Annotated in this window: 27 protein-coding genes and 2 pseudogenes; 11 read left to right on the top strand and 18 right to left on the bottom strand. The window is 72.9% G+C overall.

Annotated elements, in window-relative coordinates; genetic code table 11:
* Nucleotide 1 precedes the first annotated feature (1 nt).
* Together I8N68_RS21760 and I8N68_RS21765 are read right to left on the bottom strand one after the other, a co-directional pair.
* Complete coding sequence (locus I8N68_RS21760) at nt 2-1,009, bottom strand: helix-turn-helix transcriptional regulator (RefSeq protein WP_200213299.1); 1,008 nt, start codon at nt 1,007-1,009, stop codon at nt 2-4.
* Nucleotides 1,006-2,004 carry a helix-turn-helix transcriptional regulator gene (locus I8N68_RS21765; protein ID WP_200213301.1) on the bottom strand — a complete coding sequence of 333 codons (999 nt, stop codon included), beginning with the start codon at nt 2,002-2,004 and terminating at the stop codon, nt 1,006-1,008. The genes I8N68_RS21760 and I8N68_RS21765 overlap by 4 nt, the downstream gene beginning before the upstream one ends.
* Before the next feature lie 151 nt (nt 2,005-2,155).
* On the opposite strand from I8N68_RS21765, the gene I8N68_RS21770 reads away from it, so the two are divergent.
* Together I8N68_RS21770 and I8N68_RS21775 are read left to right on the top strand one after the other, a co-directional pair.
* Nucleotides 2,156-3,157 (top strand): cation diffusion facilitator family transporter, encoded by a 1,002-nt coding sequence (locus I8N68_RS21770; protein WP_200213303.1) that lies wholly within the window; start codon nt 2,156-2,158, stop codon nt 3,155-3,157.
* 43 nt (nt 3,158-3,200) lie between these two features.
* A complete protein-coding gene (locus I8N68_RS21775; RefSeq protein WP_200213305.1) occupies nt 3,201-4,286 on the top strand; it encodes a DUF3866 family protein in 1,086 nt (361 codons plus the stop codon).
* A gap of 9 nt (nt 4,287-4,295) precedes the next feature.
* On the opposite strand, the gene I8N68_RS21780 is transcribed toward I8N68_RS21775, so the two are convergent.
* From I8N68_RS21780 to I8N68_RS33040, 6 genes are all read right to left on the bottom strand, one after another.
* Nucleotides 4,296-4,844 carry a carboxymuconolactone decarboxylase family protein gene (locus I8N68_RS21780; protein WP_200213429.1) on the bottom strand — a complete coding sequence of 183 codons (549 nt, stop codon included), beginning with the start codon at nt 4,842-4,844 and terminating at the stop codon, nt 4,296-4,298.
* A 135-nt stretch (nt 4,845-4,979) separates the two neighbouring features.
* Nucleotides 4,980-5,174: a hypothetical protein gene (locus I8N68_RS21785; protein WP_200213307.1), complete on the bottom strand. Its 195-nt coding sequence runs from the start codon at nt 5,172-5,174 to the stop codon at nt 4,980-4,982.
* Between the two features lie 58 nt (nt 5,175-5,232).
* Nucleotides 5,233-6,591, bottom strand: coding sequence for a Pup--protein ligase (gene pafA / locus I8N68_RS21790; protein ID WP_200213309.1), 1,359 nt, complete (start codon nt 6,589-6,591; stop codon nt 5,233-5,235).
* A gap of 304 nt (nt 6,592-6,895) precedes the next feature.
* A complete protein-coding gene (prcA, locus tag I8N68_RS21795) occupies nt 6,896-7,729 on the bottom strand; it encodes a proteasome subunit alpha (protein WP_200213311.1) in 834 nt (277 codons plus the stop codon).
* A 61-nt stretch (nt 7,730-7,790) separates the two neighbouring features.
* Entirely contained in the window at nt 7,791-8,630 is an 840-nt protein-coding gene (gene prcB / locus I8N68_RS21800) for a proteasome subunit beta (protein WP_200213313.1), read from the bottom strand.
* The gene (locus I8N68_RS33040) at nt 8,549-8,857 is read right to left on the bottom strand and encodes an endonuclease VII domain-containing protein (RefSeq protein ID WP_234040356.1); all 309 of its coding nucleotides are present in this window, start codon (nt 8,855-8,857) and stop codon (nt 8,549-8,551) included. Before I8N68_RS33040 ends, prcB begins: the two co-directional genes overlap by 82 nt.
* Between I8N68_RS33040 and I8N68_RS33045 the strand changes: the two genes are divergently transcribed.
* Nucleotides 8,744-9,205, top strand: coding sequence for a hypothetical protein (locus I8N68_RS33045; protein ID WP_234040370.1), 462 nt, complete (start codon nt 8,744-8,746; stop codon nt 9,203-9,205). The two genes, I8N68_RS33040 and I8N68_RS33045, sit on opposite strands and share 114 nt — an antisense overlap.
* 52 nt (nt 9,206-9,257) lie before the next feature.
* Here the strand turns inward: I8N68_RS33045 and I8N68_RS21810 are convergent, their stop codons facing one another.
* The 3 genes from I8N68_RS21810 to arc form a co-directional block, all read right to left on the bottom strand.
* Nucleotides 9,258-9,470 (bottom strand): ubiquitin-like protein Pup, encoded by a 213-nt coding sequence (locus tag I8N68_RS21810; protein WP_200213315.1) that lies wholly within the window; start codon nt 9,468-9,470, stop codon nt 9,258-9,260.
* 106 nt (nt 9,471-9,576) lie between these two features.
* A complete protein-coding gene (gene dop / locus I8N68_RS21815) occupies nt 9,577-11,094 on the bottom strand; it encodes a depupylase/deamidase Dop (RefSeq protein WP_346118877.1) in 1,518 nt (505 codons plus the stop codon).
* Nucleotides 11,095-11,274: 180 nt separating this feature from the next.
* The gene (gene arc, locus I8N68_RS21820) at nt 11,275-13,056 is read right to left on the bottom strand and encodes a proteasome ATPase (protein ID WP_200213324.1); all 1,782 of its coding nucleotides are present in this window, start codon (nt 13,054-13,056) and stop codon (nt 11,275-11,277) included.
* A 177-nt stretch (nt 13,057-13,233) separates the two neighbouring features.
* On the opposite strand from arc, the gene I8N68_RS21825 reads away from it, so the two are divergent.
* Nucleotides 13,234-13,530 (top strand): ferredoxin, encoded by a 297-nt coding sequence (locus tag I8N68_RS21825; protein ID WP_200213326.1) that lies wholly within the window; start codon nt 13,234-13,236, stop codon nt 13,528-13,530.
* 73 nt (nt 13,531-13,603) lie between these two features.
* Here the strand turns inward: I8N68_RS21825 and I8N68_RS21830 are convergent, their stop codons facing one another.
* The 3 genes from I8N68_RS21830 to I8N68_RS21840 all read right to left on the bottom strand — a co-directional run bounded on the left by I8N68_RS21830 (nt 13,604) and on the right by I8N68_RS21840 (nt 16,532).
* Nucleotides 13,604-14,176, bottom strand: a complete 573-nt coding sequence (locus tag I8N68_RS21830) for a hypothetical protein (protein ID WP_200213328.1) — start codon at nt 14,174-14,176, stop codon at nt 13,604-13,606.
* A 200-nt stretch (nt 14,177-14,376) separates the two neighbouring features.
* Nucleotides 14,377-15,381, bottom strand: a complete 1,005-nt coding sequence (locus I8N68_RS21835; protein ID WP_200213330.1) for a tRNA (adenine-N1)-methyltransferase — start codon at nt 15,379-15,381, stop codon at nt 14,377-14,379.
* Nucleotides 15,378-16,532 carry a site-2 protease family protein gene (locus I8N68_RS21840; protein WP_372433789.1) on the bottom strand — a complete coding sequence of 385 codons (1,155 nt, stop codon included), beginning with the start codon at nt 16,530-16,532 and terminating at the stop codon, nt 15,378-15,380. Before I8N68_RS21840 ends, I8N68_RS21835 begins: the two co-directional genes overlap by 4 nt.
* Nucleotides 16,533-16,613: 81 nt before the next feature.
* Between I8N68_RS21840 and I8N68_RS21845 the strand changes: the two genes are divergently transcribed.
* The 3 genes from I8N68_RS21845 to I8N68_RS21855 all read left to right on the top strand — a co-directional run bounded on the left by I8N68_RS21845 (nt 16,614) and on the right by I8N68_RS21855 (nt 18,588).
* Entirely contained in the window at nt 16,614-17,528 is a 915-nt protein-coding gene (locus I8N68_RS21845; protein ID WP_200213333.1) for a RecB family exonuclease, read from the top strand.
* 100 nt (nt 17,529-17,628) lie between these two features.
* The gene (locus I8N68_RS21850) at nt 17,629-17,808 is read left to right on the top strand and encodes an ATP-binding protein (RefSeq protein ID WP_200213335.1); all 180 of its coding nucleotides are present in this window, start codon (nt 17,629-17,631) and stop codon (nt 17,806-17,808) included.
* Nucleotides 17,809-17,901: 93 nt separating this feature from the next.
* Nucleotides 17,902-18,588: a response regulator gene (locus tag I8N68_RS21855; protein WP_200213337.1), complete on the top strand. Its 687-nt coding sequence runs from the start codon at nt 17,902-17,904 to the stop codon at nt 18,586-18,588.
* Nucleotides 18,589-18,641: 53 nt separating this feature from the next.
* Here the strand turns inward: I8N68_RS21855 and I8N68_RS33050 are convergent.
* Nucleotides 18,642-18,995 (bottom strand): annotated as a pseudogene (locus tag I8N68_RS33050) (glycogen debranching N-terminal domain-containing protein); the annotation flags it as partial.
* On the opposite strand from I8N68_RS33050, the pseudogene I8N68_RS21865 reads away from it, so the two are divergent.
* From I8N68_RS21865 to I8N68_RS21875, 3 genes and pseudogenes are all read left to right on the top strand, one after another.
* Nucleotides 18,995-19,300 (top strand): annotated as a pseudogene (locus I8N68_RS21865) (glycogen debranching N-terminal domain-containing protein); the annotation flags it as partial. The pseudogenes I8N68_RS33050 and I8N68_RS21865 overlap by 1 nt on opposite strands.
* Before the next feature lie 484 nt (nt 19,301-19,784).
* Entirely contained in the window at nt 19,785-20,552 is a 768-nt protein-coding gene (locus I8N68_RS21870) for an ABC transporter ATP-binding protein (protein WP_200213341.1), read from the top strand.
* On the top strand, nt 20,552-23,107 hold the full coding sequence (locus I8N68_RS21875; protein WP_200213343.1) for an ABC transporter permease: 2,556 nt from the start codon (nt 20,552-20,554) through the stop codon (nt 23,105-23,107). Before I8N68_RS21870 ends, I8N68_RS21875 begins: the two co-directional genes overlap by 1 nt.
* A 56-nt stretch (nt 23,108-23,163) precedes the next feature.
* Here the strand turns inward: I8N68_RS21875 and I8N68_RS21880 are convergent, their stop codons facing one another.
* From I8N68_RS21880 to I8N68_RS21890, 3 genes are all read right to left on the bottom strand, one after another.
* On the bottom strand, nt 23,164-23,811 hold the full coding sequence (locus I8N68_RS21880; protein ID WP_200213344.1) for an HAD family hydrolase: 648 nt from the start codon (nt 23,809-23,811) through the stop codon (nt 23,164-23,166).
* A gap of 125 nt (nt 23,812-23,936) precedes the next feature.
* Entirely contained in the window at nt 23,937-24,686 is a 750-nt protein-coding gene (locus I8N68_RS21885) for a neutral zinc metallopeptidase (protein WP_307812920.1), read from the bottom strand.
* A 166-nt stretch (nt 24,687-24,852) separates the two neighbouring features.
* On the bottom strand, nt 24,853-25,065 hold the full coding sequence (locus I8N68_RS21890) for a hypothetical protein (RefSeq protein WP_234040328.1): 213 nt from the start codon (nt 25,063-25,065) through the stop codon (nt 24,853-24,855).
* A 73-nt stretch (nt 25,066-25,138) separates the two neighbouring features.
* Here I8N68_RS21890 and I8N68_RS21895 point away from each other — a divergent pair, with 73 nt between their 5' ends.
* A complete protein-coding gene (locus I8N68_RS21895; protein ID WP_200213345.1) occupies nt 25,139-25,954 on the top strand; it encodes a class I SAM-dependent methyltransferase in 816 nt (271 codons plus the stop codon).
* Nucleotides 25,955-26,089: the final 135 nt, after the last annotated feature.

Genomic DNA, 26,089 nt, shown 5'->3' on the forward strand with positions numbered 1-26,089 from the left:
CCTACTGGGTCGCCCCGGCCGCCGCCGGGTCGACGGGCGCCACCGGGGTCGCGTACGCGTCCAGCGCGGCTGCGGCCTGGGCGCGGACCTGCTCGGCCAGCTCCGCCGGGGCGACCACCGTGACGTCCGGCCCGAGCCCGAGCACGAAGCGGCGGGCCCAGCCCAGGTCGGTGACCCGCAGTGACACCAGCCACTGCTCGCCGTCGGCCTCGACCCGCTCGCACGGGTAGTACTCGGTGATCCACCGCTCGCCGCGCCCGATCCGCAGGGTGATCAGTGGCAGGTCCGGCGAGGGGCGGAACACCCCGTCGGACAGGTCGTGCGGGCGGGCCTGCGGCGGCACCACCGCCGGCTCGTCCAGCTCGGCGACCGCGTCGATCCGGTCGGCCCGGAACAGCCGGACCGCCTCGGCCCGCCGGCACCACGCCTCGACGTACGCCCGGCCGCCGACCATCAGCATCCGCAGCGGGTCGATGGTCCGCTCCGTGCTCTCGTCCCGGGCGGCGGTGTAGTAGGTGATCCGCAGCGCCCGGCCGCGCTCCACCGCGGCCCGCAGCTCCCGCACCCGGGCGGTGTCCCCGGGCAGCCGGACCTCCACCGGGGCGGCCACCAGGTCACCCGCCGCGTTCTCGATCTTGGCCAGGGCCCGCTCGACAGCCTCCCGGTTCGCCACTCCCGGGGTCTCGGCGAGCATCCGCAGCGCCACCACCAGGGCGAGCGCCTCGTCTGGGGTGAGCCGCAGCGGCCGGTCGATCCCCGCGTCGTAGGTGATGGTGACCCGGTCACCGTCGAACGCCATGTCGATCAGGTCACCCGGGCCGTACCCGGGCAGCCCGCACACCCAGAGCAGCTCCAGGTCCTCGCGCAGCTGCCGCTCGGTCACCCCCAGGTCACCGGCCGCCTCGGCGATCTCGATCCCGGGCCGGGCCAGCAGGTAGGGCACCAGGTTGAGCAGTCGGGCCAGCCGGTCCGCCGACGCGCGGCCACCGCGGGCCGCCGGCCGGGTCACCGGGCACCCCCGGCCACCGCGAGCTCGTCGTGCCGGGCGGCGATCTCCTTGAGCCGCTGGATGACCGCCTCGCGCACCTCCGGCGGGTCCAGCACCCGCACGTCCGGGCCGTACCCGACGAGCTGACCGGCCAGGGAATCCGGGTCGGCGTACGGCAGGACCAGCCGGTCGCCGTCCGGGCCGGTGGTGGTCTCCACCGCCCAGCGGCGCAGCCCGGCGGCCCGGCCCGGGGCGACGGCCACGGTGGCCCGCCCGGTCCGCTCCACCGGCCCCGACCAGCGGGCCACGTGGCTGATCAGGTCGACCCCGGCGGGCGGCTCGTAAGCCCCCGGCTGGCCGGTGACCCGGACCGCGCCGACCACGCGGGACAGGCGGAAGCAGCGGGTGGCGTCCCGGTCCAGGTCGTGGCCGACCACGTACCAGCGGCCGCGCCAGCAGACCACGCCCCACGGCTGCAGCCGACGGCGGCTCGACGCGTCCCGGTCCGGCACCCGGTAGTCGAAGTTGACCTCCCGCCGGTCCCGGGCGGCGGCGGTCAGCGGGGCGAACGCCGGGTCGACGGTGACCATCGGCTCCATACCCAGGGTGGCCTGCGGGTCCACGTCCACCCCGGCGGCGCGCAGCTTGGCCAGCCCGGAGGAGGCGGCCGCGGCCAGACCGGCGTGCTGCCACAGCCGCGCGGCGATGCCCACGGCGGCGGCCTCGTCCGGCTCCAGGGGGATGTCCGGCAGCGCGTACTCGCGGTGGGCGATCCGGTAGCCGGGCTCGGCGTCGAAGACGCTGGCCGTGCCGGTCTCCAGCGGCACCCCCAGCTCGCGCAGCTCCGCCTTGTCCCGTTCGAACTTGCGCTGGAACGCCTCGTGGTCCTTCGCGTCGTCCGGATCGTGCTCGTAACCGGGCACGGTCGCGGCGATCTGCGCGGCGGTCAGGAACCGTCGCGTGGACAGTAGGCAGATCACCAGGTTGACCAGGCGTTCGGTGCGGGTCCGCGACACGTACCGAACGCTAGCAGCCTGCGCGGCGCGGGCGTGCACCCGCGCGGGCGCGGCGCGAGCAACGTCGCACCCCGGGGCGAGCCACGCCACACCCTCCCGACCCGGCCGCGCTCCTCGGGCGGCCGGCCGAGGCCAGCCATAGGGTGAACCCATGGCGGAAGCGGAAGTCAAGGCCGAGAGCGTCGGCACGGTCGTCGTCGCCGGTGCGGCGAACCTCGCCATCGCCATCGCGAAGCTGGTCGCGGGGCTGATCTCCGGGTCGGCCGCGATGCTCTCCGAGGCCGCCCACTCCGTCGCCGACACCACCACCGAGGTCCTGCTCTACCTGGCGCTGCGCCGGGGCGCGCGGCCCGCCGACACCCGCCACCCCTTCGGGTACGGCAAGGAGAGCTACGTCTGGGCGTTCCTCGCCGCGCTGTTCACCTTCGTCGCCGGCGCCGGATTCGCCATCACCCACGGGGTGACCACCATCCTCGTGCACCGGCACACCGGCGACTACCTCGCGTCGTACGTCGTGCTGGCGATCTCCTTCGCGATCGAGTCGGTCTCGCTGGCCCGGGCGCTCCGGCAGGTCCGCAGCGAGTCCCGCCGCTGGCGGGCCAGCCCGCGCCGCTACCTCCGGCTGACCGCCGACACCACCGTCAAGGCGGTCTTTCTGGAGGACAGCGCGGCACTGACCGGCCTGCTGCTCGCCGGCGCCGGCCTCGGGCTCTCCCACCTCACCGGCGACGAGCTCTACGACGGGATCGCCTCGATCCTCATCGGCGTGCTGCTGCTGGTGGTCGCCACCATCCTGGCCCGGAGCAACATCTCGCTGCTGGTGGGCCGCGCCGTCTCCGACCGCGTGCACCGGGAGATCGAGCGGGAGCTGACCGGGCTGCCGACGGTGGACCGGATCGACACGCTGATGACCATGCTCCTCGGCCCGGAGCAGATCCTGGTCGCCGCCAAGGTCGACTTCCACGACGACGCCACCGGCGCGGACATCGAGGCCGCCGCGGACGAGGCCGAGCGCCGGCTCACCGACCGCTACCCGGAGATCGGGTACGTCTTCCTCGACCCCACCCGGTCGATGCCGCACACCGACGGTCGGGCCCGCCGTACCCAGGACGAGGACGACCGGCCGGTCGACGAACAGGCCCACCGTTCCTGACCCGCGCACGACGACCCGCGGGCACGCCGATACCGTGCCGGGCATGGTGCGATGGCGGACCGCGACGGTCACGGCGGTACGGCGGCGCTGGTCCGGCGCGACGGAACTCGACGTGGCCCTGCCCGACGGCACCCCGATGCGCGCCCTGGCCTACCCGGCGCTGGTCGGCGACCCGGAGCCCGGCGACCGGGTGCTGCTCAACGCCGGCGCCCTGCTGATGGGCCTCGGCACCGGCGGGTACGCCCTGGTCGTCGCCCTGCCCGACCGGCTGCCGCCGGACCCGCCGCAGGCCGTCGACACCCGCGCCGCCGGCCACCTGGTCAAGGCCCGCTACACCCCGCTGCAACCGATCCTGCTCGGCGTGGACGAGGAGGCCTCCCCGCACCACGAGCTGCTCGCCGCCGCCGAGAGCCTGGACGGGATGCCGGTGGTCACCGCCGACCTGCACTCCGCGCTACCGGCGATCCTCGCCGGGATCCACGCCGACGCCCCCGACGCCCGGGTCGCGTACCTGCTCACCGACGGCGGGGCGCTGCCCGCCTGGTTCTCCCGCACCCTCGCCGGCCTCGCCGATCACCTCGTCGGCACGGTCAGCGTCGGCCAGGCGTTCGGCGGCGACCTGGAGGCCAGCACCCTGCACAGCGGGCTGCTCGCCGCCCGGCACGTGCTCCGCGCCGACGTCGCCATCGTCGCCCAGGGGCCGGGCAACCTCGGCACCGGCACCCGCTGGGGCTTCTCCGGCGTCGCCGTCGGCGAGGCGGTCAACGCCGTCGCCACCCTCGGCGGCCGGCCGGTCGGCTCGCTGCGGATCTCCGCCGCCGACCCGCGCCCCCGGCACCGCGGCGTCTCCCACCACAGCCTCACCGCGTACGGCCGGGTGGCGCTCGCCCCGGCGGACCTGGTGGTGCCCGACGGCCTGGACCCGGCGCTCGCGACCGAGGTCGGCGCGGCGCTGACCCCGCTCGCCGGGCGGCACCGGATCGTCACCGTTCCCACCGACGGGCTCGACGCGGCGCTGCGCGCCGCCCCGGTGGCCCTGTCCACCATGGGTCGCGGCCTCGACGCCGACCACGCCTACTTCCTCGCCGCCGCCGCAGCCGGCCGGCACGCCGCCCGGCTGCCCCGCTGACCGGCGGGCTCAGCCCGCCGCGTAGCCGTGCGCCACCAGGTGCCGCGCGCCCATCTCGTACGCCCGCGGGTCGTCCGGCGTGAAGGCCGCCAACCCGTCGACGTACCGGTTGTACATGCAGAACGCCGCGGCGATCAGCACCACGTCGTGCAGCTCCAGGTCGGTGGCGCCCGCCGCCCGGGCCGCCTCGACCAGTTCCGGCGTCACGTCCCGCCCGCTGCGCCGCACGGCGGCGGCGATCCGGAGCAGGGCACGCAACTTCGGGTCGATCGGCGCCGCGTCCAGGTCGGCGCGCACCTGCTCGACCAGTGGCATTCCCGCCGGTAGCTGCGCCGCCGCGGTCGCCGAGTGCGACGCGGAGCAGAACCCGCAGTCGTTGAGCCCGGACACGTAGGCGGCGATCAGCTCCCGCTCGCCGGGGCTCAGGGTCGGGTGCGGCGCCCGCAGCAGCGTCTCCGCCAGGGCGTTGAGCGGCCCGGCGGTCTCCGGGCGGAACCGGGTCAGGCCCCGGATGCCGGGATGCCGATGTTCGTCGAGGCCCAGATCGATGTGCGCGATGACGTCACCCTCCGGTTCCGGCGGAACCCATAGGCGATCATGCGGGTCGGCGGGTGTCAAGCAGCAGCCGTACCGCACCCGCGGGCCGCTCGGAGCGGGTGACGGTGAGCGGCCGCGCGGCGACCGGCGGACCGGTCAGCCAGCGAAGAGAATCAGGCCCAGCCAGGCGCCGACGATCAGGATCAGCGCCACCGCCAGCACCCAGGTCGGCACCGTGTACTCGCCGCGCCGGTTCCGCTCGATCTCGGCGCGGATCTTCTCCCGGCGACGGTCGACCCAGTTCAGCTTCTCGGCGCCATTGTCCCGGCCGGAGGGTTCGGAAGTGTTCATCGCGACGCCAGCGTACCGGTGCGGCGGCGGCCGGTGCCCGGCACCGGCCGCCCACCCGTCACATGCTGGCGATCAGCCGCTCCACCCGCTCGTCGTACGCCCGGAACGGGTCCTTGCAGAGCACGGTCCGCTGCGCCTGGTCGTTGAGCTTCAGGTGCACCCAGTCGACGGTGAAGTCCCGCCGCTTCTCCTGCGCGTGCCGGATGAACTCCCCGCGCAGCCGGGCCCGGGTGGTCTGCGGCGGCGTCTCCTTCGCCTCGAAGATCTCCGGGTCGGTGGCCACCCGGTCCACCTCGCCGCGCCGCTCCAGCAGCCCGTACAGGCCCCGGCCACGCCGCAGGTCGTGGTACGCCAGGTCCATCTGCGCCACCCGCGGATGCGACAGCGGCAGGTCGTTCTTGCGCTGGTACCGCTCGATCAGCCGCAGCTTCGACACCCAGTCGATCTCCCGGGCCACCGGGTCCAGGTCGCCGGTCTCCACCGCCCGCAGCACCCGGCCCCACAGCTCCACCACCCGCTTCGCGGTCTGGTCGCCGCCCCGCCGCTCCACGAACTCGGTCGCCTTGGCCAGGTACTCCTGCTGGATGTCCAGCGCGCTGACCTCCTTGCCGGAGGCCAGCCGCACCTTGCGCCGGCCGGTGATGTCGTGAGACACCTCGCGGATCGCCCGGATCGGGTTCTCCAGCGACAGGTCCCGCATCACCACCCCGGCCTCGATCATCCGCAGCACGACGTCGGCGGTGCCCACCTTCAGCAGCGTGGTCACTTCGTTCATGTTCGAGTCGCCGACGATCACGTGCAGCCGCCGGTACCGCTCCGCGTCCGCGTGCGGCTCGTCCCGGGTGTTGATGATCGGCCGGCTCCGGGTGGTCGCCGAGGAGACGCCCTCCCAGATGTGCTCCGCCCGCTGGGACAGGCAGTACACCGCGCCTCGCGGGGTCTGCAGGACCTTCCCCGCCCCGCAGATCAACTGCCGGGTCACCAGGAACGGGATCAGCACGTCGGCGAGCCGGCCGAACTCGCCGTGCCGGGAGACCAGGTAGTTCTCGTGGCACCCGTACGAGTTGCCGGCCGAATCGGTGTTGTTCTTGAACAGGTAGATCTCACCCGCGATGCCCTCGTCGTGCAGCCGCTTCTCCGCGTCGATGAGCAGCCCTTCGAGGATCCGCTCACCGGCCCGGTCGTGGGCGACCAGGTCGGTGACCGAGTCGCACTCCGGCGTCGCGTACTCGGGGTGCGAGCCCACGTCCAGGTAGAGGCGGGCTCCGTTGCGCAGGAACACATTGCTCGACCGGCCCCACGACACCACCCGCCGGAACAGGTACCGCGCGACCTCGTCGGGGGAAAGCCGGCGCTGCCCGCGATAGGTGCAGGTGACGCCGTACTCGGTCTCGAGGCCGAAGATTCGCCGCTCCATGATGTGACATTAGCCGCCCGGGGCCCCGGATGGGCAGCGTCTCATCGGCGTACATCACCCGCGGCGCCGCGTCCACCCCGACGCGCCCCACGCGGCCATCCACGCCGGCACCGGGTGCGGCCCCTGGATCGCAGATGGACCGGTCCCGCGCAGGCGCCGCTGTCCTCGCCACCAGCGTGGTGGTCGGCGGCCGGACCCCGCTCGACGCCGCCCCCGTCACCCCCGACGTGGACGGCGGACGCACGCAGCCGACCCCGCCCCATCACCGCCGCCGGCCGGTACGGCGCCGGCCATGCCTGGACGGTCAGCCCTCCGGCTGCTCGCTCTGCTGGCCCTCCAGATCGGCGGAACCGGCCGACGTGATCGGCTTGTTCGCCTCCTCCGTCGGCATCGTCGGGGTCTGCGCCCGACCGGGTGCCGGCGCGGCGCCCGCCGAGGCGTCGCCGTCCAGCAGCGCCGTCAGCGCCGCCCCGGTGATCCGGCGGAACGTCCGCCCCACCCGGCGCCGGTCCAGGACCGCCACCTCGAGCTGGTTGGCGGCGATCGTCCGCGACGCTCCGCCCTCCCCGCCGACGCTGCTCAGCGCCTGCATGGCCACCCGGACCGCCTCGCTGAGCGACATCTCCGGCCGGTGCTGCGCCTTGAGCACCCCGGAGATCGACTCGGCCTGGCCGCCCATCGCCATCCGGCCCGGCTCGTCGTTGACCGAGCCGTCGTAGGTCAGCCGGTAGAGCGCGTCGTCCTCCGGCGTCGCGCCCACCTCGGCCACGCAGATCTCCACCTCGAACGGCTTCGACTGCTCGGTGAAGATCGCACCGAGGGTCTGCGCGTACGCGTTCGCCAGGGCCAGGCCGTTGACGTCCCGCCGGTCGTAGCTCAGGCCGTTCAGGTCGGCCATCCGCACCCCGGCGCGGCGCAGGTTCTCGAACTCGTTGTACCGGCCCACCGCGGCGAAGCCGATCCGGTCGTAGATCTCGCTGACCTTGTGCAGGGTGCTGGAGAGGTTCTCCGCGACGAAGAGCACCCCACCCTCGTAACTCAGGACCACCGCGCTGCGACCCCGGGCGATGCCCTTGCGGGCCAACTCGGAGCGGTCGCGCATGATCTGCTCGGGCGAGGCGTAGAACTGCATGGCCACGGCGGCGGTTCTCCTTCGGGCGCTGTGCTGGGGACTGCTGACTGGTCAGGTGGGAGCGGGGTCAGCCGCCCGGGTTCTCCATCCGGCCGGAGACGACGCTCTCCGCGATCGTCGCCGTCTCGGCGTCGGTGAGCCGGTGGGTGCCCTCCGCCGTCGCCGCCATCACCACCGGGTAGATCCGGCGGGTCAGATCCGGGCCACCGGTCGCCGTGTCGTCGTCGGCCGCGTCGTAGAGCGCCTCGACCGCCAGCCGCACCGCGTCGTCGACGGACAGCCCGGCGCGGAACCGCTTCTTCAGCGCCGACTTGGCGAAGAGCGAGCCGGAGCCGATCGCGTCGTAGCCGGTCTCCTCGTACGGGCCGCCGGTGACGTCGAAGCTGAAGATCCGACCGGCCCGCGTCGGGTCGCTGGCGGCCAGGTCGAAGCCGGCGAAGAGCGGGATCACCGCGAGGCCCTGCATCGCCGCGCCCAGGTTGCCGCGGATCATCGAGGCCAGCCGGTTGGCCTTGCCGTCGAGCGAGAGCATCGCGCCCTCGATCTTCTCGTAGTGCTCCAGCTCCACCTGGAACAGTCGCATCAGCTCGATGCCGATGCCGGCGGTGCCCGCGATGCCGACGAGGGAGTACGCGTCGGCCGGGTGCACCTTCTCGATGTCCCGCTGGGCGATCAGGTTGCCCATCGTGGCGCGCCGGTCGCCGGCCATCACCACACCGCCGGCGGCGGCGATGGCCACGATGGTGGTCGCGTGCGGCGCCAGATCGGCGGCCATACCCGGCGGCAGCGGCCGTCGGCCGGGCAGCATCTCGGGGGCCACCTTGCTCAGGAACGCCGTGAAGGAGGACGTCCCCGCGTTGGTGAACACATCTGGAAGACGCCCGGATGGATCAAAACCCGCTGCCACGTGGTTCCTCTCAGGTACGTGATCGCCCTGGCCAGCCTCGCGGGACTGTCACGGAACTGGCCAAGACCACCGTTGCAGTTGAAGCAGAGTATCCCGCGCACCCACCCGGTGCGATGATCGTGGTCCAGGTGTTGCGGATCTTCGCCGTCACAGATTGCGCAGACGCCGCCCTGCTCGGCGAGAAGCTCCTGAAACTCCTTCTCCCCTATGCCGTAGCGCCGCCGCAGATCATATTCGCGGAACCCGCCATGCAGGCGGAGCTTGCTCTCCTTGCCCTTCTCGTTGTGGCAAGGCTTGCAGTATCGGCCGTAGCCACCCCGACCAGAGCGGTTACGGGGAAAGTCGTCCAGCGGCTTGGTGTCACCGCAGTCGGGACAGCGCCGATGTCCATCAGGGGCCAGAGGGAGCTGCTTTACCTCGCGCCCATGCTTCTCGCGCAGTCGCTTGGCGTAGCTGGCTCGGGAGCGCGCGTTGAAGCATGTCTTGCAGTAGCTACCTCGACCCGAGGGGCGTTTGCTGCTCGCGCAGAACTCATCGAGCGGCTTCCACTCCTCGCAGTCGCGGCAGCGACGTAGTCCAGCCTGATCATCGAGCGGGAGAGGCATGTCCGAATTGCCCCTCTATGCCCTATTGGCCCCCTTTCTGCACATAGCCCCTGACGAACTCCTCTGCGTTCTCCTCGAGGACGGAGTCGATCTCGTCGAGCAGGTCGTCGACGTCCTCGGTGATCTCGGCGTGGCGCTCAGCAACCTCCGGGTTGGCCTGCGCGGCGACGTCCTCGATCTCCTCGCCCTGGGTCGACTTGCCGGACTGGGTCTGGCCGCCTTCTTGCGTAGCCATCAGGTGCCTCCTCCACGATCGTCTGCGATGAACTTACCTCGCTGGAGCGACGAAAAGCCCGTCGCGCGCCGGCTTCCGGCGCGCGACGGGCTCGCGTACGACGGCCTCAGCCGCCGGTGAGAGTCTCCAGCAGGTCCTTGGCGGTGTCGCACCGGTCGAAGAGCGCACCGACGTGCTTGCGGGTGCCCCGCTCGGGCTCCATCATCGGCACCCGGACCAGGGACTCCCGGCCCACGTCGAAGATCACCGAGTCCCAGCTCGCCGCGACCACCTCGGAGGCGTACTGGGCCAGGCAGCGACCGCGGAAGTAGGCCCTGGTGTCCTCCGGCGGCTCGGTCATCGCGGTCCGGGTCTGCTCGTCGGTCAGCAGCGTCTTCATCGACCCCCGCGAGACCAGCCGGTGGTAGAGCCCCTTCTCCGGCCGGACGTCGGAGTACTGCAGGTCGACCAGCTGGAGCTTGTGCGAGCCCCAGGCCAGCTTCTCCCGCTCCCGGTAGCCCTCCAGCAGCCGGAGCTTCGCCACCCAGTCCAGCTCGTCGGCGCAGAGGAACGCGTCGCGGCCGAGCCGGTCCAGCACGCTCTCCCAGCGGTCCAGCACGTCCGCGGTCTGCTCGTCGACGTCGCTGCCGTACCGGTCGTCCACGAAGGACCGGACCCGATCCAGGTACGCCCACTGCACGTCCAGGGCGGTCAGCTTGCGGCCGTCGCGCAGCCGCATCAGGTGCTTCAGCGACGGGTCGTGGCTGACCGCGCGCAGCTCGCTGACCGGGTCGGCGATGCCCAGGTCGGCGCCGAGCGCCTTCTCCTCGATCATGGTGAGGATCAGCGCGGTGGTGCCGACCTTCAGGTAGGTGGAGATCTCCGACAGGTTGGCGTCGCCGATGATGACGTGCAGCCGGCGGTACTTGTCGGCGTCCGCGTGCGGCTCGTCGCGGGTGTTGATGATCGGCCGCTTGAGGGTCGTCTCCAGCCCCACCTCGACCTCGAAGAAGTCGGCGCGCTGGGAGATCTGGAAGCCGCTCTGCGCGCCGTCCTGGCCGATGCCGACCCGGCCGGCGCCGCAGACGATCTGCCGGGTGACGAAGAACGGCGTCAGGTACGCCACGATGTCGGCGAACGGGGTCTGCCGCCGCATCAGGTAGTTCTCGTGGGCGCCGTAGCTGGCGCCCTTGTTGTCGGTGTTGTTCTTGTACAGGTGGATGGGGTGGGTGCCCGGGATGGTGGCGGCGCGGCGGGACGCCTCGGCCATCACCCGCTCCCCCGCCTTGTCCCAGCGCACGATGTCGAGGGGGTTGGTCACCTCGGGAGTGGAGTACTCCGGGTGTGCGTGGTCGACGTAGAGTCGGGCGCCGTTGGTGAGTATGACGTTGGCCAGCCCGAGGTCCTCGTCGGCGAGGGCCTCGGCCGGGTCGTAGGCCGCGCCGGAGTAGGTGAAGCCGCGGGCGTCGCGCAGCGGCGACTCCTCCTCGTAGTCCCAGCGGGCCCGGCCACCGCGGTTGAGTTCCGGGCGCGCCCCGTAGGCGTTCACCACCTGCGAGGAGGTGACCATCGGGTTGGCCCCGGCCTGGCCGGGCACGGAGATGCCGTACTCGACCTCGGTGCCCATGATCCGTCTTACGCTCATCGACTGCCCGCTCCCGCTCGCCCGTCCCGGTCCCCCGTCAGGTCGAGCGTAGTCGCCGGTACCCGGGAAGGGGGCGCGGCGCGGTCCGGGCTTGCGGTGTGGCGGCGCGCGGACGACCGGTACGGACGCGTGGAGGCCCGCGGCGCGGCGCGCCACGGGCCTCCGTCGTGCTGCTCGGGCCTACAGGTACTGGCCGGTGTTGCTGGCGGTCTCTATCGACCGGCCGGCCTCCGCACCCTTGCCGCCGGAGACGAGCGTGCGGATGTAGACGATCCGCTCGCCCTTCTTGCCGGAGATGCGGGCCCAGTCGTCGGGGTTGGTGGTGTTGGGCAGGTCCTCGTTCTCCCGGAACTCGTCGACGCAGGCGTCGAGCAGGTGCTGCAGCCGCAGCCCCTTGCGTCCGGAGGTGAGGAACTCCTTGATGGCCATCTTCTTGCCCCGGTCGACGATGTTCTGGATCATCGCGCCGGAGTTGAAGTCCTTGAAGTACAGGACTTCCTTGTCGCCGTTGGCGTAGGTGACCTCGAGGAAGCGGTTCTCCTCGGTCTCCGAGTACATCCGCAGGACGACCGCGTCGATCATCGCCGCCACGGTGGCCTGCGGGTCGCCGCCGTGCTCGGTCAGGTCGTCCGGGTGCAGGGGCAGCCCGGAGAGGATGTACTTGGAGAAGATGTCCTTGGCCGCCTCGGCGTCCGGCCGCTCGATCTTGATCTTGACGTCGAGCCGGCCCGGGCGCAGGATCGCCGGGTCGATCATGTCTTCCCGGTTGGAGGCGCCGATGACGATGACGTTCTCCAGGCCCTCCACGCCGTCGATCTCGCTGAGCAGCTGCGGAACGATGGTGTTCTCCACGTCCGAGGAGACGCCGGAACCGCGGGTACGGAAGACCGAGTCCATCTCGTCGAAGAACACGATCACCGGAGTGCCCTCGCCGGCCTTCTCCCGGGCTCGCTGGAAGATCAGCCGGATGTGCCGCTCGGTCTCGCCGACGTACTTGTTGAGCAGCTCGGGGCCCTTGATGTTGAGGAAGAAGCTGGTGTGCCGCTCCTTGCCCTGCCGCTCGGCGATCTTCTTGGCCAGCGAGTTGGCCACCGCCTTGGCGATCAGCGTCTTGCCGCAGCCCGGCGGGCCGTAGAGCAGGATGCCCTTCGGCGGCCGGAGCTGATGCTCACGGAACAGGTCGGCGTGCAGGAAGGGCAGTTCCACCGCGTCGCGGATCTGCTCGATCTGCGAGTGGAGGCCGCCGATGTCGGTGTAGTCGACGTCGGGCACCTCCTCGAGGACCAGCTCCTCGACCTCGCTCTTCGGGATCCGCTCGTACGCGTACGCCGAGCGGGGCTCGATCATCAGCGAGTCGCCGGCCCGGATCGGCGAACCGATCAGGGTCTCGGCGAGGTGCACGATCCGCTCCTCGTCGGAGTGCGAGACCACCAGCGCCCGGTCGCCCGGGGCGCCGTCGGGACCCGCCAGGATCTCCTTGAGCATCACGACCTCACCGACCCGCTCGTACCCGAACGCGTCGACGATGTTGAGCGCGTCGTTGAGCAGGACCTCCTGGCCGCGCCGGAGCTCGTCGACCTCCAGCGAGGGCGAGACGGCGACCCGGAGCTTGCGCCCACCGGTGAACACGTCCACCGTGCCGTCGTCGTGCTTCGCCAGGAAGACGCCGTAGCCACTGGGTGGCTGCGCGAGGCGGTCGATCTCCTCCTTGAGCGTCACGATCTGCGCGCGAGCCTCCTTGAGGGTGCTCACGAGCCGTTCGTTGTTCTCGGTCAGCCGCGCCAACTGTGCCTGGGTGGCCGCCAGCCGCTCTTCGAGCTGCCGGACGTGTCGGGGGCTTTCGGTCAACTTGCGCCGCACCAGAGCGAGTTCCTCTTGAAGGAACGCGACCTGCGTGGAGAGATCGTGGGCCTCCTTCTCCCACCGTGCGGCGCGCGAGTCCGCGTCGTCGCTGCGTGCCACGTCCCACCTCCCCGGGGGGCTTGAACGTTCTGACCTAACACTAGCCGCTATGAGCCCGATTCGGTCCCGCGCAACGCGCTCGTCACCGAAGCTTGATCGCCAAGGGCTGGTCGGGGGGCGGGTACGGGCGTTCGGGTACCGTCGGAGCGTGGCACAGGAGAACATGAGGGGTGCACGATGACGCAGGTCGCGACGGACCAGCTTCAGGTCTGGGTGGACCAGGACCTCTGCACGGGCGACGGGCTCTGCGTGCAGTACGCGCCGGAGGTCTTCGAATTCGACGTCGACGGCCTGGCCTACGTCAAGGGCGCCGACGGTGAGCTGCGGCTGGCCCCGGGCAGCCGGGTGGACGTGCCGGAGCACCTGCGCCTCGAGGTGATCGACTCGGCCAGGGAGTGCCCGGGCGAGTGCATCCACGTGGTGCGCGGCAGCGACGGCGTCGAGGTCGCCGGCCCGGACGCCGAGGAGGACTGAGCGGCCCGCCCGGCCGCGACGGGCCGGCGGGTGCGCGGGACCTGAGCAGGCGCCCCGACCGCGGGCCGCCAGCTCAGAGCATCGGGCGGCCGACCACCGACGCGACCAGCCGGGCGAACTCCTCCAGCCGGGCGATCTGTCCGGCGCCGCCGTCGTCGAGGGTCTTGCCGAAACGCAGCGCGTCGTGCCTCGGCCCGCCGACCATCTCGTCCCCGGGCGGCGCCTCGTCCAGCGAGGTCAGCAGCAGGTAGACGTCGATGCTGTCGACCCGGATCTCGCCGGTGTCGGACCGGGTCAGCCGCCGCCGGCAGCCGACCTCGGTGACCGTGGAGACCGGCACCACCCGCAGCGACGAGGTCATCGACCCGGGCGGCCCCTCCCCGGGCGGGACGTCCTCGCCGTGCCACAGCACGAGTCGGCTGCCGTCGCAGACGACGACCTCCTGCCACACCCCGTTGACCTCGTTGACGAAGCGTTCCAGGGTGAAGCCGAGCACCGAGGCGCCGCGCAGCACCCCGCCGAGCGCCTCCAGGGCCACGTCGGGGTCGCGCAGGTAGGCCCGCGCCGCCGACTCGAGGTCGGTGTACGGCGACCAGTCGGGAAACACCGCGGGCAGGTCGCCGTTGCCGAAGCTCGGGCTGCTCATGCCGCCGCTCCCGGCCACGCGCCGGGCGGCCGACCACGCCGGTCGTCACCGCCGCCGAGGCCCGCGCGGGGCCGGGCCCGGCCGCACGCCCCGATCCGCTCGCTCATGCCACCGTCTCCGCCCGTTCGGTGTCGTCCCGGCGCCGGTCCGCGCCGCGACACATGATCGCCTGCCTCATGCCGGGTCGCCCCACCACCCCGTCACGGTTGGTCCAGCTCCTCCACCGGGCCGGTCGGCTCGACGCCGGTGACCTGGGCGGTCGCCGCCTGGCGGGCCGCCTCGGCCGCGCGCAGCGCGTCCCGGCGCTGGACGTACGCCTCGGTGCCCTTGCTCGGCTTGCGACGGCGCGGTGGCGCGGTGACCCCGGGGGCGAGCTTGCGCGCGGAGACCAGGAACGCGGTGTGCGCGATCATGCGGTGGTCCGGGCGGACGGCGAGGCCCTCGGCGTGCCAGTCGCGCACCAGCGACTCCCAGGCCCGCGGCTCGGTCCAGCCACCGCGCTCGCGCAGCGCCTCGACCAGCTCCGACAGCTGGGGGGTGGTGGCCACGTAGCCGATGAAGACGCCGCCGGGCACCAGCGCCCGCTCGACCATGTCGAGGGTCTCCCACGGGGTGAGCATGTCCAGGATGATCCGGTCGAAGCCGGTCTCCTGGCACTCGGCGACGTCGCCGACGTGCAGGCGCCAGGCCGGGTGCGGCCCGTTGAAGAACGCCTCGACGTTGCGCTTGGCGATCTGGGCGAAGTCGTCGCGCACCTCGAAGGAGTGCAGCTCACCTTCGGTGCCGACGGCCCGCAGCAGCGAGCAGGACAGCGCGCCGGAGCCGGCGCCGGCCTCGAGCACCTTCGCACCGGGGAAGATGTCGCCCATCGCGACGATCTGCGCGGAGTCCTTCGGGTAGATCACCTGGGCGCCGCGCGGCATCGAGAGCACGTAGTCCGACAGCAGCGGGCGCAGCGCCAGGAAGGCGGTACCGCCGCCGGTGGTGGTGACGACGCTGCCGTCGGGCAGGCCGATCAGTGTGTCGTGCTTGAGGATCCCGCGGTGGGTGTGGAACTCCTTGCCGGGCTCCAGCGTCACGGTGTGCATCCGCCCCTTCGGGTCGGTCAGCTGCACCCGGTCGCCGGGGCGGAACGGCCCCCGGTGAACGGGGGGCAGCGCCGGGACGGCGGGATCGGCCGGGACGGTGGAGGGCTGTGCGGTCACGTGTTCATCTTCCGTTTGGGTTCCAGGAGCTGCGCCAGATCCGCGATGTGCAGAACGCCGACGACATCTTCGCCTGCCGTCACGACGTACTGTGCGCCCGGGTGGGTCCGTACGGTGCGCATCACCCGCTCCCCGTCCGCGCCGGCCGGCAGCGTCGGGAGCGTATCCAGGCCGAGGGCCACCGCGTCCACCGCGAGCCAGGGCCGGCGTTCCGGGGGTACGGCGTCGGCGCGGGCCGGGTCGACCAGGGCGACCGGCCGGCCGGCGGAGTCGACGACGGCCAGCGCGGCGCCGGGGGCCGGACCCTCGGCGCGGCGGCGCTCGGCCTCGGCCAGCGGGGTGCCGCTGGGCACCGGCAGCACCGGCCGGGCCAGCCGGGCCAGGTCGATCAGCGGCAGGCGGCGGCTGATCCGGGCCAGCCGGATCGACTGGCCGGCGCCCCGCCACAGGGTGAACGCCACCAGCAGCAGCAACGGCAGCAGCAGCGGGGGCAGGGCCCGCCGCAGGGTGAGCAGCACGACCACGGCCAGGGTGCCGAGGGCGACCGCGCGGCCCACCCAGCCGGCCACCTCGGTGCCCCGGTGCTGGTCCCCGGTGAGCGCCCAGACCGCTGCCCGCAGCGCGCGGCCGCCATCGAGCGGGAGCCCGGGCAGGCTGTTGAAGATCGCCACCACCACGTTGCTCGCCGCGACCTGGAAGGCGAGCTGGTCGGCCAGGGTGCCGTCGGGCAGGGCGAGGGTGGCCGCGACGGCGGCGACGCCGAGCACCGCGGAGACCGCCGGGCCGGCGAGCGAGACCAGCAGCTCCACCCGGGGGCTGGGCGCGTCCCGGTCCAGCTCGGTGTATCCGCCGAGCAGCTCCAGGGTGATCCCGCGCACACCGATGCCGTACCGACGGGCGGTCAGCGCGTGCCCCAGCTCGTGCAGCAGCACCGAGCCGAGCAGGGAGACGACGAAACCGGCACCGACGAGATAGCCGGCGACCGGGCCGAGGTCGAGCTGGCGGCGGACCAGCGCCGCGTACGCGACGGTCACCACCAGGGTGAGCAGGAGCATCGAGGCGTCCAGGTGCAGCGGCACCCCGAACACCCGGCCCACGGTCAGCCCGGGTCGGCGCCCGCGCCGGCGTGGTGGTCGGGACGGCTGCTGCACCGCACCGATGCTACGCGGCGGCGATCATGCGCCGGTGCGGCGACGGCCGCCCTGTCACACCGGTGCCCTAACCTTCCGGACATGACGGCGGAACCGGTGATCGACACGCAGGACCCCCCGGCCCCGGCGGTGGTGCCGCCCACGGTGCGGGCGTCGCTGTCGCCGTCACGGGCGGCGGACTTCAAGACCTGCCCCCTGCTCTACCGGTTCCGCAGCATCGACCGACTGCCCGAGCGGCCCACGGTGGAGCAGGCCCGGGGCACGCTGGTGCACGCCGTGCTGGAGCGGCTGTTCGATTTGCCGGCGGCGGCCCGCACGCCCGAGTCGGCGGGCGACCTGGTGGCCCCGCAGTGGGACCGGCTGGTCACCGAGGAGCCGGAGCTGGCGGGCCTGTTCGCCGAGGGCGACGCCGCGGGCGTCGCGGAGTTCCTCCGCTCGGCCGCCGGGCTGCTGCAGGGCTACTTCGCGGTGGAGGACCCGCGCCGGCTCGAGCCGGCCGAGCGGGAGGCGTTGATCTCCGCGGTGGTCGACGACGAGTTGCTGATCCGGGGCTACCTGGACCGGCTCGACGTCGCCCCGGACGGGGCGCTGCGGGTGGTCGACTACAAGACCGGCGGCGCGCCCCGGGAGGCGTTCGAGGCGCGGGCGCTGTTCCAGCTCAAGTTCTACGCCCTGGTGCTGTGGCGCACCCGGGGGGTGGTGCCGCGGGTGCTGCGGCTGCTCTACCTCAAGGACGCCGAGATCTGCGACTACACACCGGACGCGGAGGAGCTGCTGCGCTTCGAGCGCACGGTGGTGGCGCTCTGGCAGGCCATCGAGCAGGCCACCGCGCGCCAGGATTTCCGGCCCCGGCCCAGCCGGCTCTGCGACTGGTGCAGCCATCAGGCGCACTGCCCGAGCTTCGGCGGCACCCCGCCGCCTTTCCCGGTCACCGCCACCACCGACCCGCTGCGCGACGCCCGCTCCGGGCCGGTCGCCCCGGGCGCGGACGAGTGAGTCTCCCTCCCCGGGAGGAGGGGCGGGTTCGGCAGCGGCGACGACGGGTCCCGCCGGGCGGCGGCCGGCGCTCCGGTGTGACCGGATCGGGCTGACGGCCGTGGGCACGGCAACCCGGCGCCCGGCCCCGGCGCCCGACCGGATCGGGCACGGACTGGTCGACATGCGGGGGCGGGTCGCCCTCTACGGTGGGATCCTGCGGGCCGGTCCGCGGCCGGGCGGCGGCTTCCGGGTCTCTGCGAGCATCCCGGTGAAGCAGGTCGGGGCGGTGTCCGCGTGACCGGCCGAGCACGCGCCGCACGCGCCCGGTCGCGGGGACCGCGGCACCGCCACGGCGGGCCGGAGCGGCACGAGCAGCACGACGGGAGATCCGATGACCGACAGCGCGACGCCGGCACGGCCGGTGCGGATCCTGCTCGCCGACGACCAGCCGCTGCTGCGTAGCGGGTTCCGGATGGTGCTCGGCACGCAGGACGACCTGGACGTCGTCGCGGAGGCCGGGGACGGCCTCGAGGCGGTGGAACTGTCCCGGCGGCTGCTGCCGGACGTCGTGCTGATGGACATCCGGATGCCGCGGATGGACGGCGTGGCGGCGACCCGGGCCATCGTCGACGCCCGGCTGCCGGTGCGGGTGCTGATCCTCACCACGTTCGACCTCGACGAGTACGTGGTCGGCGCGCTGCGCGCCGGGGCGAGCGGCTTCCTCGCCAAGGACGTGCCGGCCGAGGACCTGGTCGCGGCGATCCGCACGGTGGCCGCCGGGGAGGCCGCGGTGACGCCGCGGATCCTCCGGCGGCTGCTGGACCGGTTCGCCGACGTGCTGCCGGACCCGGCGGCTAGAGCGCCGAAGGCGCTGAGCGCGCTGACCGAGCGGGAGCGGGAGGTCCTGGTGCAGGTCGCCCGAGGGCTGTCCAACGCGGAGATCGCCCGGGCGCTGTCGGTCAGCGAGACCACCATCAAGACCCACGTCGGTCACGTGCTGACCAAGCTGGGGCTGCGCGACCGGGTGCAGGCCGTGGTGCTGGCGTACGAGTCGGGGCTGGTGCGTCCCCGGCAGTGAGGCTTCCTCGCCCCGGGTCATCCGCAGTGGTCAGCGTGATGCCGTCTGGCTCATCATCCGGCCTGGTTACTCCGTTCGGGATCCACGCTTCCGAGGGCGTCGACCCGCCCCCACCGCCCTGGAATGTCGAGCAGTTCGATTCGGCCGAACCGTTCGGGCCGCGCCGGCGCGACCACCAGATCCTCCCCGTACGGCTCGAGCCCGAGCAGGGTGCGGACCATCAGCAGGGGCGCTCCGGTGGCCATGGCCTGCGGGCTGCTCGCTGCGGGATACGTGACGGGGAGCCTGATCAGCTCACGGTCGTAGCCGCCGAAGGCCTCCGGCAGGCTCCCCTGGAAGTGCCGGGACGCGTCGATGATGCCCTCGGCGATGCGTCCGGCCTCGTCGGTGAAGCCGTAGCGGCGAAGGCATCATCGACGCCGCCGAGTTCTTCCAGGGCCGGCTGCCGGAGGCCTTCGGCGGATACGACCGGACGCTGACCCGCTATCCCGTGCTGTACCCCACGGCGTGCAGTCCGCAGGCGTGGTCCACGGGCACCCCCCTGTTGCTGCTGCGGACCATGCTCGGCATGGAGCCCCGCGGGAACCACCTGGTGACCAGGCCGGCCGTGCCTTTGAGCATTGGCCGCATCGAGCTGCTCGACATCCCCGGACGGTGGGGCCGGGCCGGCGCCCTCGGGCGCGCCCACCCGAAACTGACCGCTCCGAGATGATGGCGGGTCACCGGCCGCGTGTTCCGTCCGGTGGCCCGTCCGGCGCAGCCCCACGGCGTACCTGGCTCCCCCGCGTCCACCAGAGCACGCTGTCGGCGTCTCCCCAGCGGCACTCGCCGTAACCACCCCCGACGCGCCGCGGGGGGTGGCACGACCGGTACCGCAGTCCGCGCCGCGGGACGACGGCGCTGTTGCGGTCGTCACCTACCGTGACCACGGGCGGCCTGGCGCGGTTGACCATGACGCGACGTCAGGTCCTAGCGTCGGCGGCGACGGTGTCCCGCCGGCCGGGAAGTCGATCGACCGGCCGGCGGGTCAGGGGCAACCCTGAGCGGGCATCGGGGCCGACCCGCAGCAGGATCTCCGGCACCGGATACGTCCGGGGGTGGACGAAACGGCCGTCCGCAGCGCCGAAGATGGGAACGGCCGCACCGACCAGCGGGGGCGGTGCGGACAGAGCAGGCAGACGGAAGAGGTAAATGACGTGACCGCGACGGTGGGTCCGCAGGCGCAGGCCGCGGCCCAGGCCAACGACGTGTGGAAGCTGTACGGCAGCGGCGAGGCGCAGGTCGCCGCGCTGCGGGGGGTGACCGCGGAGTTCGAGCGCGGCCGGTTCACCGCGATCATGGGGCCGTCCGGCTCGGGCAAGTCGACGCTGATGCACTGTCTGGCGGGCCTGGACTCGGTGACCCGGGGCACCGTCTCGATCGGCGAGACGACGGTCACCGGGCTCGGCGACTCCGGGTTGACCAAGCTGCGCCGGGACAAGGTCGGCTTCATCTTCCAGCAGTTCAATCTGCTGCCCACGCTCACCGCCCAGGAGAACATCCTGCTGCCGCTGTCGATCGCCGGCCGCAAGCCGGACCCGGCCTGGTACGACACGGTGATCGACACGGTCGGCCTGCGGGACCGGCTGAAGCACCGGCCGGCGCAGCTCTCCGGCGGCCAGCAGCAGCGGGTGGCCTGCGCGCGGGCCCTGGTCGCCCGCCCCGAGGTGATCTTCGCCGACGAGCCGACCGGCAACCTGGACTCCCGTTCCGGTGCGGAGGTGCTCAACTTCCTGCGCAACTCGGTCCGCGAGCACGGCCAGACCATCGTGATGGTCACCCACGACCCGACCGCCGCCGCGTACGCCGACCGGGTGATCTTCCTGGCCGACGGGCAGATCGTCTCCGAGCTGGTGGAGCCGACCGCCGACACGGTGCTGGACACCATGAAGAAGCTCGACACTCCCACCGAGGTGGCGCGCTGATGTTCCGCGCCACGTGGAAGAGCCTGCTGGCGCGCAAGGTGCGCCTCCTGCTGTCCGGCCTGGCCGTCGTGCTGGGCGTCATGTTCGTCTCCGGCGCGTTCGTGCTGACCGACACCCTGGGCCGCTCGTTCGACGCGGTCTTCGCCGACGGGTACTCGAACATCGACGTGATCGTCTCGGCGAAGCCGAAGGTCGAGCTCAGCGAGGCCGAGGGCGAGCAGGTCGCCGCCCCGGTGCCGGCGTCCGTGGTCGACCAGGTGAAGGCGAAGGTGCCGGCCGCGACGGACGTCACCGGCCTGGTCAACGCCGACGGCGCCCGGCTGATCGGCAGCAACGGCAAGGTGGTGACCTCGTTCGGTCCGCCGCAGCTGGGCGAGAACTGGGTCGGCGAGAACGACCTGATCCAGCTCCGCGACGGCAGCCGGGAGCCCCGGGCCGACGACGAGATCGTCATCAACCAGGCCCTCGCGGACGCGGCGAAGGTCAAGGTCGGTGACCGGGTCGGCGTGCTGACCCTGGAGCCGAAGAAGGAGTTCACCATCGTCGGCGTCTTCGGCTACAGCGGTGGCCGGGACTCGATGGGCGGGGTGAACGAGGTCGTCTTCACCACCCCGGTGGCGCAGCGGCTGATGCTGGGCAAGCCGGACACGTTCAGCAGCGTCAGCGTGCAGGCCGCGGACGGCGTGTCGGCCGAGCGGCTGCGCGACGACGTGTCGGCCGCCCTGGGCGCCGGCTACGAGGTGAAGACCGGCGAGCAGGCCGCCGCCGACCAGGCGGCCAGCCTGAAGGAGGCCCTCTCCTTCTTCAACAAAGTGCTGCTCGGCTTCGCCGCGGTGGCGCTGCTGGTCGGCACCTTCCTGATCCTCAACACCTTCTCGATCATCGTCGCCCAGCGCACCCGGGAGCTGGCCCTGATGCGGGCCATCGGGGCGAGCGGGCGGCAGATCATCGGCTCGGTGGTGCTGGAGGCCATCGCGGTCGGCCTGATCGCCTCCGTACTGGGGCTGGCCGCCGGCATCGGCGTGGGCGCGCTGCTGGCGTACCTGTTCGGCAAGCTGGCCGGCGGGCTGAGCCTGGCCGGGCTCGGCGTGCCACCGGCGGCGGTGATCGGCGCCTTCGGCGTCGGCCTGGTGATCACCGTGGTGGCGGCGCTGCTGCCCGCGCTGCGGGCGTCCCGGATCCCGCCGATCGCCGCGATGCAGGACGTGGCCACCCCGGACCGCCCGCTGACCAAGGTCACGGTGGCCGGCGGGATCGTCACCGCGATCGGGGCAACCCTGCTCTTCCTCGGCCTGGACGGTCACGCCGGCGACAACACCCTGGCCACCATCCTCGGCGGCGTGCTCTTCGCCTTCATCGGGGTGGCGCTGCTGACCCCGCTGATCAGCCGCCCGGTGGTCTCCCTGCTCGGCGCGCTCTTCTCCTGGTCGGTGCCGGGCAAGCTGGGCCGGCTCAACTCGGGCCGCAACCCGCGCCGCACCGCGATCACCGCGGCCGCGCTGATGGTCGGCATCGCCCTGGTGACCGGGGTGACGGTGATCCTCGACTCGGCCAAGGGCAGCATCAGCAAGCTGGCCGCGGACACCATCAAGGCCGAACTGGTGATCTCCGGGGCGCAGAGCGGGCCGCGCCCGCCGAGCTTCGACCCGGCGGTGCTGGAGCAGGCCGCGGCGATCCCGGGCGTGCAGCTGGTCGACGGCGAGTACGGCGACATGGGCACGGTCAACGGCACCCGTACCTGGGTGGCGGCATCGAGCAACGTCGCCGCGCTGCAGCGGATCTTCGGCGCGAAGGCCACCGCCGGTGACATCAGCCGGCTCGGCCCCGACCAGATGCTGTTCAGCTCCGACACCGCCAAGTCGCGCAACGTGTCCGTCGGCTCCCAGGTCACGGTGCAGCTGTCCCGAGGCGAGGCCCGGACGTACACGGTCAGCGGCATCTACGAGAGTTCCGAGCTGACCAACCCGGTGCTGCTGCCGCCGCAGGCGGCCGCCGACTTCGCCATCCCGCAGCCCATCCAGGGCTTCGTGCAGCTCGCGCCCGGCGCGAAGGTCGCCGACGTGCAGCCGCGGGTGGAGACGCTGCTGGCCGACAGCCCCGAGGTGTCGGTGGCCGACCGGGACGCGTTCATCAAACAGCAGACCAGCCAGCTGGACACCCCGCTGCGGATGATCCAGATCCTGCTGGCGCTGGCCATCGTGATCGCGGTGCTCGGCATCATCAACACCCTGGCCCTGTCGGTGCTGGAGCGGACCCGCGAGCTGGGCCTGCTCCGGGCGATCGGGCTGCGCCGGGCGCAGACCATGCGCATGATCACCGTCGAGGCGGTGGTGATCTCGATCTTCGGGGCGCTGCTGGGCGTGGTGGTCGGCACCGGCCTGGGCGCCGCGGTGGTCCGGGCGCTCAAGGACGAGGGCATCACCGACCTGATCCTGCCCTGGGGCCAGATGGCGGTCTTCCTCGTCCTGGCCGCGATCATCGGCGTGATCGCCGCGGTGCTGCCCGCGGTGCGCGCCGCGCGGATCAACGTGCTGGGCGCCATCGCCCACGACTGACCCCGCACACGATGAAGGGGGCCTCGCCGGTCGGCGGGGCCCCCTTCGCGGCACGGTCAGGCGGGCGGTTCGCCGAGCAGCGCCGCCAGCAGCTCCAGGTCCGCCGCGGTCAGGCTTTCCAACTGGTGTACGCCGTCCGTCGGCGGCAGCGGCACCTCCGCCGGTACGGCCAGCACGGCGGCCCCCGCCGCGAGGGCGCTGGCCACCCCGGTCGGCGAGTCCTCGATCGCCACGCAGCGGCCGATCGGCACGCCCAGCAGCCGAGCGGCGGTCAGGTACGGCTCCGGGTGCGGCTTTGCCGCGTCCACCTCGTCGCCGCAGACCACCGCGTCGAAGCTGTCCCGGCCCAGCGTGTCGAGGGCCACCTCGACCAGCGGTCGGCCGCTGGACGTGACCAGGGCGGTCGGGATGCCCGCCGCCCGCACCGCCCGCAGCAGCGCCATCGCGCCCGGCCGCCACCGCAGACCGGTGCGGAACAGCTCCAGGATCCGGGCGTTGATCCAGGCCGCGCTCACCTCCGGATCGCGCTCCGGCTGGCCGAGGTCGCCGTGCAGGATCCGCATGGAGTCCGCCATGCTGGTGCCGATGATCGCCCTGCGCGCCGCGTCGGACATGCTGCCGCCGTACACCGCCGCGAGCTCCTGCAACGCGACGTCCCACAGCTTCTCGCTGTCGACGAGGGTGCCGTCCATGTCGAAGAGCACGGCGGCGGGATGCTTGCTGCTCAGCGGAGCCTCCTGAACGGGTGGGACCTACCGACCGATCCTCTCAGCCGGGCCGCACCCGCCGCGCGCCGTACCGCCCGGCGTGACCTGCGGCATCATCACGGTCAGCTCAGGCCGCAGGCGCCCAGGGACTTCTCGTAGCCGCGGAAGAACGAGTCGGTGCGCTGCTCGGCGGTGCCGTGCGAGCCCTCGGCGAACCACGGCTGGTCCGGGTCGTCGCCGACCGCGAGCAGCCCCTCCCGGAACTCCTCCAGGTCGCCCTCCTGCAGGGTCAACGCATCGCTCCGCACCGAGTCGCCCAGGTACGCCCCGGCCATGCAGTCGGCCTGCAGCTCCTGCTGAATGGTGAAGTTGTAGCGGATCCCGAGGCGGACCTGCACGCCGTGGGCGTACTCGTGACCGAGCAGGTAGAACAGGAACGCATCGCCGATCTGCCGGAACGCCCCCACCGACCAGTTCACGTCGTAGGCGATGAAGTCCCCCGCCGAGCAGTAGACGGCGTTGTTGCGCGGCAGCGGCTGCCCGCCGCAGGAGACCTCCCCGTCCCGGGTGTACGGGACGACCCGCCGGACCGGCTGGAACCGCTTGCCGGAGGCCCGGAACTGGGCGGTCCAGTAGCTCGCGGCGCTGCCGACGGCGTCGCTGAAGTCCTGTTTGAATTCGGCGACGCTGGTGGTGCCCTCCGCCCGGGTGGTCGGCGCGCCCGGCGAGGCGGGCGCGCCGGTCTGTTCCGGGCCCGGTTGCTGCGGCTCGCCCTGGTCCAGCCCGCCGCCCATGCAGCCGGCCGCCACCACCACCGCCACCAGCAGACCGGCGAGCAGGCTCCGCTGCCGACGTCGCGTGCTCTCCCCCACGGTTGCCTCCCGGGCCTCGTCCCTGCGTGCGCAGTACCCCGACGGCGCACCGCTAATGCCATCCGTTGATCACGCGCTACGACGGGCCATCGTTCACCCGGCCACCGACAACGGCCGGTGCAGCCGCGGCCGTGGCCGGGTCGCCAGCGACCGGGACCGGCTCCGTTCAGGGTGAGGAGTCCTGGTGGCCGCGCTGCCAGAGGTCGCCCTGCGAACCGTGCCGCTCGGCCTCGTACCGGTGGCGGCGGACCTCGGCGTCCCGCACGCGCGCCGGGTCGTCGCCGGCCATCCGCCGACCACGGTCGCGCCAGGCGACGTACCCGAGCATCGCCACGACCAGCACCGCCACCACCACGAGAACCACCAGGACGGTCGTCATCGCACCAACGGTAGAACAGGGCCGCCCGTCGCGGGGACGACCGAACCGGACCCGGGCGGCTACCGTGTCCGCCATGATCGACAACGACTTCGACTCGCACGAGCGGTCCCGGTGGGCCGGGCGGACGGCGGCGTACGAGCGGAGTTTCGGCCGGCTGTGCGCGTACCCGGCGGACAGCCTGCTGGACGCGGCGGCGGTGCGGGCCGGACGGCGAATGCTCGACGTCGGCACCGGGCCGGGCACCGTCGCGGCGCGGGCGCTGCGGCGCGGCGCCGAGGTGGTGGCGGTCGACGCCGAACCGACCATGCTGGACGCGGCCCAGCGCCACGCCCGCGGCGCGGAGGTCCGCCAGGGCACCCTGCCGGACCTGCCGTTCCCGGCCGGCGGCTTCGACTGTGCCGTGGCGAACTTCGTGCTCAACCACGTCGGGGACCCGGCCGCCGCGGCGGCGGAGCTGCGCCGGGTGGTGCGGCCCGGTGGGCGGGTCGCGGTCACCATCTGGCCGTCCCCGCACCCGCCGCTGCAACGACTCTGGGGTGAGATCATCGCGGCCGCCGAGGTGACCCCGCCGCCGGACCTGCCGCGGCTGGCGCCCGAGCGGGACTTCCCGCGTACGGAGGAAGGGCTGACCGCACTGTTGGCGGGCGCCGGGCTGACCGACGTGCGGTGCACGACGGTGACCTGGGTGCACCACCCCGACCCCGAGGACTGGTGGGCCGGGCCGGCGAACGGCATCGCCACGATCGGGCTGCTGCTGGAGCGGCAGCCCGCAGCGGTCCGGGCCCGGATCCGCCGCGAGTACGACCGGCTCGCCGCCCGGTACCGCGACGCCGACGGGCAGCTCGCGCTGCCCACCGCCGCGCTGCTGGCCTCCGCCCGGGTGGCCTGAACGCCGCCTCGTCTCGGGGATGTCCGGTGCGGCTCCTCGGCACCGACGTTCCCGACGGACGCCGGCCGAGAGGAGCGATCGTCAGGTACCTGATCATGCTGTACGGCACCCAGCGCGACTACGACGCCATGTCCG

Source organism: Micromonospora coerulea (genome assembly GCF_016598485.1).
GTDB lineage: Bacteria > Actinomycetota > Actinomycetes > Mycobacteriales > Micromonosporaceae > Micromonospora > Micromonospora coerulea.

What these genes read in the sequence shown, in the direction of transcription:
- I8N68_RS21770 (WP_200213303.1), top strand. Translation starts at nt 2,156, where the DNA reads ATGGCGGAAGCGGAAGTCAAGGCCGAGAGCGTCGGCACGGTCGTCGTC.
- I8N68_RS21775 (WP_200213305.1), top strand. Translation starts at nt 3,201, where the DNA reads ATGGTGCGATGGCGGACCGCGACGGTCACGGCGGTACGGCGGCGCTGG.
- I8N68_RS21785 (WP_200213307.1), bottom strand. Translation starts at nt 5,174, where the DNA reads ATGAACACTTCCGAACCCTCCGGCCGGGACAATGGCGCCGAGAAGCTG.
- pafA (WP_200213309.1), bottom strand. Translation starts at nt 6,591, where the DNA reads ATGGAGCGGCGAATCTTCGGCCTCGAGACCGAGTACGGCGTCACCTGC.
- I8N68_RS33045 (WP_234040370.1), top strand. Translation starts at nt 8,744, where the DNA reads ATGATCGTGGTCCAGGTGTTGCGGATCTTCGCCGTCACAGATTGCGCA.
- I8N68_RS21810 (WP_200213315.1), bottom strand. Translation starts at nt 9,470, where the DNA reads ATGGCTACGCAAGAAGGCGGCCAGACCCAGTCCGGCAAGTCGACCCAG.
- dop (WP_346118877.1), bottom strand. Translation starts at nt 11,094, where the DNA reads ATGAGCGTAAGACGGATCATGGGCACCGAGGTCGAGTACGGCATCTCC.
- I8N68_RS21825 (WP_200213326.1), top strand. Translation starts at nt 13,234, where the DNA reads ATGACGCAGGTCGCGACGGACCAGCTTCAGGTCTGGGTGGACCAGGAC.
- I8N68_RS21830 (WP_200213328.1), bottom strand. Translation starts at nt 14,176, where the DNA reads ATGAGCAGCCCGAGCTTCGGCAACGGCGACCTGCCCGCGGTGTTTCCC.
- I8N68_RS21845 (WP_200213333.1), top strand. Translation starts at nt 16,614, where the DNA reads ATGACGGCGGAACCGGTGATCGACACGCAGGACCCCCCGGCCCCGGCG.
- I8N68_RS21855 (WP_200213337.1), top strand. Translation starts at nt 17,902, where the DNA reads ATGACCGACAGCGCGACGCCGGCACGGCCGGTGCGGATCCTGCTCGCC.
- I8N68_RS21875 (WP_200213343.1), top strand. Translation starts at nt 20,552, where the DNA reads ATGTTCCGCGCCACGTGGAAGAGCCTGCTGGCGCGCAAGGTGCGCCTC.
- I8N68_RS21890 (WP_234040328.1), bottom strand. Translation starts at nt 25,065, where the DNA reads ATGACGACCGTCCTGGTGGTTCTCGTGGTGGTGGCGGTGCTGGTCGTG.
- I8N68_RS21895 (WP_200213345.1), top strand. Translation starts at nt 25,139, where the DNA reads ATGATCGACAACGACTTCGACTCGCACGAGCGGTCCCGGTGGGCCGGG.